Consider the following 4,391-nt stretch of genomic DNA (forward strand, 5'->3'; position numbering starts at 1 on the left):
CCACGAAGCTGGGTGCCCCATTCATGCGTAGCATGAGTGGGATATTTGCGAACATGGTTCGGTAGAGTGAACTATTCGAGCGTAGCTCGAACATCCCACCCATCGCGATGCGATGGATGGGGCACCCGATTCCGAGCACACTGAAGCTGTCGCGATACCTTCAGCGCCGCACTCACTGCCGCTCAAGCGTGAACATCGCCGCCTGAAAGTCACCCTTGAGCGCAAGATCGACTCCGTGATGCATCCAGTACGCTCCTGTCGCTTTGGCCGGAGTGCCTTCATTCACCTTCCCCGCGACGCTATGAAGTTCATACACAGCATTCTCATCGAGACCTCGCAGATAAAGCCGAGGGAAGGGATATATCTGAGTACTTGAGTGCAGGTACGCGAAGACCGCCGCCTGCTTCCCATCACGGGAGACGCTCTCGGTCACTGCCTGTTCCCCCTCACGAGGAGAGATCAAGCGATACAGATCCCCCTGCTGCACGGTCTGGCGAATAGTCTTATAGGACGCAACCATCTTCTGCGCGGTCGTAAAGTCCTCCGGTGTCCACTTGTTAAGGTTGGCTCCGATCCCAAGAGAGCCCTGCATGGAGGAGAGGAAGCGATACTCCAGCGAAAGAGAACGCTGATTCACCCACGTGGGCGAATCAGTGACCCAGGCCATCATGACTGCCGGTGTGTAGGCATAGCTGAAGCCCTCCTGCAGGAAGAGCCGGTCATAGGCGTCGGTGTTGTCAGAGGTCCAGACCTCGTCCGTTAGATGCATCACGCCAAGATCGACACGGCCGCCGCCGCCGGAGCAGCTTTCAATCTCAACCTCAGGATGTTTCTGGCGCAGCTTCTGCAAAATGTCGTAATAGTTACGAATAAAGTCTACGTATACATTTTTTTGTTGTTCGACAGGAACAGCCGGCCAGCCGGGCTCCGACCAGTTGCGGTTATAGTCCCACTTCAGGAACGCAATGTCGTTCTCGTTGAGCAGCTTGTCCAGAAAGCCCAGGACGTAATCATGTACGTCGGGCCGGGCCAGGTTCAGCACAAGCTGATTGCGGCCCTCGGTACGGGGACGGCTGGTAAAGTTCAAAACCCAGTCTGGGTGCTTTCGATAGAGATCGCTGTCCGGATTCACCATCTCAGGTTCGACCCACAGACCGAAGTCCATCTTCAGCGAGTGCACCTTGTCGATCAGAGGTTTCAGGCCGTTAGGGAACTTCTTCGAATTGACGTACCAGTCTCCCAGTCCAGCGTGATCGGTGACGCGCTCACCGAACCAGCCATCGTCCATGACGAAGCGCTCTATTCCAATGCCGGCAGCCTTTTCGGCCAGCGCCATCTGCCCGGCCTCGTCAACATTGAAGGTGGTCGCCTCCCAGGAGTTGTACAGAACAGGGCGTAGCTTCGGATGCGGCGCATGTGGCAGCAGTGCATCGACTTCGAAACGATGCAGCAGGCGCGACGCTCCGCCGGTGCCGTTGCTGGAGAAGCCGCCGTAAAAGTATGGCGTCTGGAATGTCTCTCCATTTTTCAGGTAGTAAGAGGAGTCGAAGGCATTCGGCCCACCGGTTACGCGCGTTCCTTTGGTTGAATCCTGCTCCACGGCAATCTGCCATGATCCGCTCCAGCCTAGCGCCGCGAACCATACATCTCCGTGATCCTGGTCGTGATCTCCGGTGCGATCGATCATGACCCACGGATTGTTCTGCGCACCGGTTGTTCCCCGGCGGCTCTCCAGAACCGTCTTACCGCCATGGATTGGCTGCTGTTGCAGGTTCCATTCCGCAGCCCATCTGCCGGTGACGTAGTGCAGTTGATAGTCCGTGCTGCGGGGCAGGTTGTAGGTTCCGCTTGCGACCTGTTCGATGGTGAGCGGTACGCCGGTGCGATTCGAGATCTCGGCAGACCGGCGGACGACGCCGGTTGCGGAATCCATGTGATATTGCACCTTCACGTAGACCTCACGTGAGATGTCCTTCATCACGACGTTCAATTCGTCGGCCGTCGCCGTGTGCGAGGCGTATTTCAGAACAAGATCGCGGTTCCCGTCAGGAAAGGTGATCTTGAGATCGGGTTCGAGGTAGAGCCCTCCACCCCAGCCGGTGAACTCCTGCGGAGTTGTATTCACGGACATATCGAACGAAGCCGCTTCCGGCCCAGGTTTCGGCGCCTGGAACTCCTGTGAGTCCGGGAGCCGCTTTCCCCAGTAGACCGTCTGCAGTTGGCCCTGATCATTAATTCCGACCACATAGCTCRCGTCACCACCGTTTAGCCGAAAGACCTGCTGTCCGTCTTTTGTTCCTCCGCCGGAGCCCTGCAATGCAATTGCAACCGGTGTGAGGAAGAGAATGGCCCAGGTGACATGCTTCATGCAGGTGCTCCTTCTTGATTCGCCAAATACAGTAGTTGGGGTGCTCCCCGCATCGTTTCGACGGGGTACGTCTGGACTTCGCTGAGATGTTGTTGGAGTAAATCCTGATCGCGGGGACTCTAAGTCAAGTAAAGCGTTTACCTGTGGATTGTAGTGAAAGGCACTCAGAGTTGGGAAGGGTATAAAGCTACTCGCGGACGTCCGGAGATCGGACCTCTTGCAGGGCGCGCGAACCGGTCACTTCGGGAGGGTTATCTGAAGCGTCTCACCAATCATTTTTCTGCACCGGTTTGGGCTGTTTGCCCTGGCGGCCATTGAGCAGCCAATCCAGACGAGACGCGATGTCTTTTTCGCTCGCCTCACCCTCGATGCGGCCCACCAGCATGCCGTCTGCATCGAGGATTACCGTTGCCGGAACCAGTTCGCCGAGTGCAAGTTCTTTCAACGTATCCGCGGATGCCCCTTGCCATACCGGGATGGAAAACTTGCGTTTCGCGATCAGAGAAGGAATCATTGCTCGAGCATCCGCGCTGTCAATGGAGATGGCGACGAAGCGAACTTTTGGATAGCGTTCCTGGAGTTTTACCAGCCGCGGCATCTCGCTTTTGCAGGGCATGCACCAGGTCGCCCAGAAGTTTATGACGGCCGGCGTACCGTGAAGTTCCTCGATCAGATGGCGATGGCCCTGAAGGTCGGTAAGTAAGGCGGAAGGCTCTCGCAGAGCCTGTCCCTGTGCGAATCCTTCCCTTGGTGCGAGTGCAAAGAAGACCCCTAAAAAGATGGCCAACACCGCGAAATAAGGCGTATTCTTCTGTCTTAGTACTTCCATGAAAACGTTTACCCTGGTCGCCCTCATTGCATCTTCCACCTTTGCACTTGGTCAAGGTTGTATCGCCGCGCATACCAACCAGTCAATCTGCGCGATGGGTCCCCAGGAAGAGACGAATAGTGGTAAAACGCACGGCGGTCCTCACGACTTCATGCACAAGGTCTCGGTGGAGCTGGACTGGCGCAGCTTCAGCTCGTTCCGGCATTATGTCGGTACCGTCGAGCAGACACAGCGCGCGGTTCTCGGCACCCAGATCAAGAACCACCAGAACATCTACAACATCGCCGTCAACTACGACCTGAATCCCCGCTGGAGCTTCAATGTTTCTGTTCCGGTGCTGCAGGGAACGCGCAATCAGCTCTATACGCCCAAGGGTGTGTATGAGATTGCGGGCGTGGGTGACATCATCGTCGGTGCGCAATCGTGGCTCTTCCGTGGACCCACCGAGTGGGGAGGCAACGTCGCCATCGGCTTCGGCCTCAAGCTTCCGACCGGCGTAAGCGATGCTACAGGCACAGCTCTGCTATCAAACGGTACTTATGGAAAGGCAGTAGCCGACCAGTCGATGCAGCCGGGTGACGGTAGCTGGGGTTTTACGTTGTCGTCGCAGGCGTATAAGCAGACGTATTTCAAGACCACGGCCTACTTCCAGGGCTCATGGCTCTTCAACCCTCGGGACACGAACAATGTGCTGAGCTTCCGGTCCAAGCCGTTGGAGAAGTACATGTCCGTGACCGACCAGTATCTCTTCCGAGCCGGACTTGGCCGCCATGTTCCGAAGGTCCGCGGTCTCTCGGCTACGTTTGGAGGACGCATGGAAGGCATTCCTGTGCGTGATGCCTTCGGTAAGAGTAATGGCTTCCGTCGTCCGGGCTACATTATCTCGATCGATCCCGGCATCACCTACCAGTACCGCCGAAGCACTCTGATGGTGAACGCTCCCTGGGCTATCCAGAGGAATCGCCGGGCCTCGGTTCCTGACCTTGCAACTCATTCCCACGGTGACGCCGCCTTCGCGGACTACGCCCTTGTCATGGGAATTGCGCATCACTTCTAACATCCATCCCGCGACGAATGGGGCAAGGAACAGCGCATGACTGAATCGGGTGGGAGCAGCGGGCTTCAGCCCGCTGATAAAGACATAAAGTAAATGGGCTTTTTCCTGATGGAGAAAAAGACCCCAGGGCTAGAGCC

At 56.8% G+C, this 4,391-nt stretch carries 3 protein-coding genes; 1 reads left to right on the forward strand and 2 read right to left on the reverse strand.

The window, feature by feature from the left end; translation table 11 throughout:
* Positions 1–172: 172 nt before the first annotated feature.
* Positions 173–2,368, reverse strand: a complete 2,196-nt coding sequence (locus AB4043_RS16045) for an alpha-galactosidase (protein ID WP_442307505.1) — start codon at positions 2,366–2,368, stop codon at positions 173–175.
* Between the two features lie 265 nt (positions 2,369–2,633).
* A complete protein-coding gene (locus AB4043_RS16050; protein ID WP_442302682.1) occupies positions 2,634–3,236 on the reverse strand; it encodes a TlpA family protein disulfide reductase in 603 nt (200 codons plus the stop codon).
* On the opposite strand from AB4043_RS16050, the gene AB4043_RS16055 reads away from it, so the two are divergent.
* Positions 3,196–4,254 (forward strand): hypothetical protein, encoded by a 1,059-nt coding sequence (locus AB4043_RS16055; protein ID WP_442302683.1) that lies wholly within the window; start codon positions 3,196–3,198, stop codon positions 4,252–4,254. The two genes, AB4043_RS16050 and AB4043_RS16055, sit on opposite strands and share 41 nt — an antisense overlap.
* Positions 4,255–4,391: the final 137 nt, after the last annotated feature.

The organism is Terriglobus sp. YAF25, from assembly GCF_052113305.1.
In the GTDB taxonomy this organism is placed as follows: Bacteria; Acidobacteriota; Terriglobia; order Terriglobales; family Acidobacteriaceae; genus Terriglobus.